This window comes from Mycobacterium sp. TH-M15 (assembly GCF_057473705.1).
Genome location: NZ_JBYCLB010000311.1, coordinates 1 through 3,977 on the forward strand (window position 1 = coordinate 1; position 3,977 = coordinate 3,977).

Here is a 3,977-nt window from a genome sequence, read left to right on the forward strand (position 1 = left end):
TGGAGCGCACCCGCGACTTCGCCGTCTTCAAGGCGGTCGGCGTCAACACCCGGTCGGTGCTGGCCGGGCTGATCCTGCAGGCGGTGCTGATCGCGGTGATCGCCGCGCTGATCGGCGGCGTGCTTGCGGTGGCGATCGGGCCGCTGTTCCCGATGTTGGTGGTGGTGACGCCGGCGGCGTTCGTGCTGTTGGTCGTGACCGCGGTGGTGATCGGGTTGCTGGCCAGCCTGGCCGGCCTGCGACATGCGGTGACCATCGACCCGGTGCTGGCGTTCGGGGGCCCCTAGCCATGGCTAACCTGCGCATCACCGACCTGGTCGTCGAGTACGGCAACGCCGGCGAGCCGGTGCGCCCGATCGACGGGCTGAACCTGGAGATCGAACCCGGGTCGCTGGTGATCCTGTTGGGCCCCAGCGGGTGTGGGAAGACCACGCTGCTGTCCTGCATGGGTGGCATCCTCAGTCCGGCCTCCGGGCGGATCCAGGTCGGCCAGATCGACCTCACCGCGCTGGACCGGCGGGCGCTGAACACCTATCGCCGGCACACCGTAGGGATCGTGTTCCAGTCGTTCAACCTGGTCGCCAGCCTGACCGCGCTGGAGAACGTGATGGTGCCGATGTGGGCGGCCGGTATGCACCGGCGTGCGGCGCGGCAGCGGGCCGGCGACCTGCTGACCCGGGTGGGGTTGCACGACCGGATGGACCACCGGCCGGGTGACCTCAGCGGCGGTCAGCAACAGCGGGTCGCGGTGGCGCGGGCCGTCGCACTGGACCCGCCGCTGTTGCTCGCCGACGAGCCCACCGCCCACCTGGACTACGTCCAGGTCGAGGAGGTGTTGCGGTTGATCCGGGAGCTGGCCAGCGGCGACCGGATCGTGGTGGTGGCCACCCACGACACCCGGATTCTGCCATTCGCCGACCGGGTGGTGCGGATGATGCCGGGCGTCGCCGAGATCGACCGTGAGCCGGAGACCGTGCACCTGGACAGCGGCTCGGTGCTGTTCGAGCAGGGCAGTATGGGCGATCTGATCTACGTGGTCGACCAGGGGGAGCTCGAGGTGGTGCAGAGATCGCCGGACGGCGCCGAGGAGACGCTCCGGGTCGCCATCCCCGGCGACTATCTCGGCGAGATCGGCCCGCTGTTCCGGATGGGTCGCTCCGCCACCGTGCGGGCGCGCACCGACGCGGTGGTCACCGGCTACACCGTGCTGGCGTTCCGCCGGCGACTGGAGGTGTCCGCGGAGGGTATCCCGGTCGAGAAGCTGGTTATCGACCGCGGGGTCGGCGGAGCCGGTCTGGGCGTTGACGCGGACAAGGCCGACGCGGCCGAGGCCGCCGACGCCGACGAGGCCGTCCGGGCCGACGAGGCGGACGAACAGCCGGCCGACGCGGAGTGATCCGGCACGCGGCTCAGAGCATGCCGTGGCCGCGGAACCAGTCGAGCGCGGCGCGGATCGCCGGTTCGATCGGCGCCACCACGTAGCCCAGCTCGCGCACCGCCTTGTCGCTGCGGTACCGGTAGCGGTCGGTGAACGCGTAGCCGACGGTGCACGAGTTGACGTTCACCTCCCGGCGGGTGACGAGCTCGAGCAGGTCGCCGCCTTTGCCGGCGACCCACGCCACCGGGTGCGGCAGCCCCCGTCGCGGCGCTTTCACCCCGGCCTGGTGGGCCACCCGCTCGATGAAGTCCCGGTAGGTCAACGGCTGCCCGCCCAGGATGTAGCGCTCGCCGCGCTTTCCGTGCTGCCAGGCGGCGACCATGCCGCGGGCCACCTCACGCACGTCGGCGAAGTTGTTGTACCCGGGCGTCCAGAGCGGCAGCTTGCGTCTGGCGACGTTGATGATCAGCCGACCGGAGCTGGGCTTGGCGTCCCGCGGCCCGACCAGGTAGGTGGGGCTGACGACCACCGCGTCCAGCCGGTCGCAGGCCCGGTACACCAGTTGTTCGCCCTGCCATTTGGTGACCGCGTAACCCGACGCCAGCTTGGCGGTGTCCATCGCCCACGGGGTCTCTTCGTCGGCGTCCTCGCCGGGTGCGGCGGGGCCGAAGGGGTTCACCGTCGAGGTGTGCACCAGCCGCGGTGTGCCGGCCGCGATCGCGGCGTCGATGACGGCTCGGGTGCCGCCGATGTTGGTGGCCGTCATCGCCGGGGACGCCCGGCGGCGAGTGGAGACATCTCCGGCGCAGTGGAACACCACATCGGCCCCGGTGAACGCCCGGCGTAGGTCGTCAGCTGACCGCAGGTCGGCCATCACCCACTCGACCGACAGGTCGGCCGTCGAGCGGGTGTCGGTGCTCGCCCGCCGGGTCGCGGTGACGGTGTGGCCGAGCCCGATCAACTCGGCGGTGAGATTGGCCCCGAGCAGCCCACTCGCGCCGGTCACCACCGCGTGCGCCATGATCGCTCCCGTCGAGCTGCCCCGTCGACGTGCTGCGCCGGAACGGCATGTCTGCCTTGTGGATTCCCGTCGGCTAGCTTACCGACAGATCGCTGAGGTCGGTGGCCGGCGGGGTCACCGACGCGATCGACGGCACCTGGTCGGCCCACGGGCGCACCGACTCCAGCTGGGCGGCGAGCGAGACGATGGTGGCCTCGTCGTTGGTCCGGCCGACCAGGTGCACCGCTTCGGGCAGGCCGTCGGCGGCGATTCCGGCCGGAACCGAGATGGCCGGCTGGCCGGTGAACGGCTGGGCGAAGGTGAATGGGATGAAGGTGAACATCCGCAGCAGCGCCCGGGTCGGCCCGACGCCCTCGAAGTAGCCGATCCGTACCGGCGGCTTGGCCAGCACCGGCGTCAGCAGCACGTCGATGTCGGCGCCCCGGCGCAGCGACCGCTCGGTCAGCCGCTCCCGGGCGGCCAGTGCACGGCGGGCCAGCCAGTCCGGGACCAGCCGGCTGGTGCGCGCTTCGGACTGCATCCGGCGCTCCAGCAGCTCCTGGTTCGGCAGCCGCTCGAGTTCGTGTTTGAAGCCGTTCATGAACAACACCAGTCCGGCGGCGATGGCGGTCGGCGGGTAGATGGGATCACGCTCGACCACCTCGTGGCCGAGTGAACGCAGCAGTTCGGCGGTCTCCAGCACCGGGCGGCGCACCTCGTCGCTGACCGGTACCGGAAGCATCGGCTTGAACGACATCGCGATCCGCAGCCGGCCGGGCGGGCGGGACGCCGCCTCGGTCAGCGGCGGCGCCGGCGGCGGCGACGGGATCTCGTCGTCCGGCTCGGGGCCGGTCATGGCGTCGTGCAGCAGGGCGGCGTCCAGCACGCTGCGGGTCAGCGGCCCGATGTGGTTCAGGCCGTGGAACCGATAGGCGCGCTCGGGTGCCTCCTTGGTGCTGACCCGGCCGCGCTGGCCCTTGAGGCCCACCAGCCCGCAGCAGGCGGCCGGGATGCGGACCGACCCGCCGCTGTCGCTGCCGATCGCCCCGGGAACCATGCCGGCGGCCACCGCGGCGGCCGATCCGCCGCTGGAGCCCCCGGTCGTCCGGTACAGGTTCCACGGGTTGCGGGTCATGCCCCAGGTCGCCGATTCGGCCACCGGGTAGGCGCCGAACTCCGACAGGTGCGTCTTGCCGATGATCACCGCGCCGGCCTCCCGGAGCCGGCGCACCGCGGCGCTGTCGGCGCTGGCCGGGCCGGTGTCGATCGCGGTGCCGCACAGGGTGGAGACGCCGGCGACGTCGGTGTCGTCTTTGACCGCGATCGGCACACCCGCCAGCGGCAGATCCTCCCCGGCGGCCAGCCGCTCCGCCACCCTCCTGGCCTCGGCCAGCGCGCCGTCGACCAGGACCACCCGGAATGCGTTCACCGCCGGGTCGAGCCGGGTGATCCGATCCAGGTAGAGCTCGACGAGTTCCCGCGGGGAGACCTCGCCGTCCCGCACCAGCTGGGCTTGCCGCGCGACACCGGCGAATGCCAGCTGCTGGTGATCTGCGGTCGACATGGCGCCCCTTTCCCGGTACCGACGGTACCATATTA

At 71.8% G+C, this 3,977-nt stretch carries 3 protein-coding genes and 1 pseudogene; 2 read left to right on the forward strand and 2 right to left on the reverse strand.

The genetic code is table 11. The features are described from left to right. Both AC2VNT_RS07200 and AC2VNT_RS07205 read left to right on the forward strand, forming a co-directional pair. On the forward strand, nucleotides 1–287 hold a 287-nt coding region (locus tag AC2VNT_RS07200; protein WP_486946198.1), incomplete at its 5' end, for an FtsX-like permease family protein. A 2-nt stretch (nucleotides 288–289) separates the two neighbouring features. After that, nucleotides 290–1,234 (forward strand): annotated as a pseudogene (locus tag AC2VNT_RS07205) (ABC transporter ATP-binding protein); the annotation flags it as partial. Between the two features lie 175 nt (nucleotides 1,235–1,409). Here the strand turns inward: AC2VNT_RS07205 and AC2VNT_RS07210 are convergent. Beyond that, nucleotides 1,410–2,399, reverse strand: coding sequence for an NAD-dependent epimerase/dehydratase family protein (locus AC2VNT_RS07210; RefSeq protein ID WP_486946199.1), 990 nt, complete (start codon nucleotides 2,397–2,399; stop codon nucleotides 1,410–1,412). A gap of 73 nt (nucleotides 2,400–2,472) precedes the next feature. Beyond that, a partial coding sequence (locus AC2VNT_RS07215; protein WP_486946200.1) for an amidase occupies nucleotides 2,473–3,977 on the reverse strand: 1,505 nt, incomplete at its 5' end.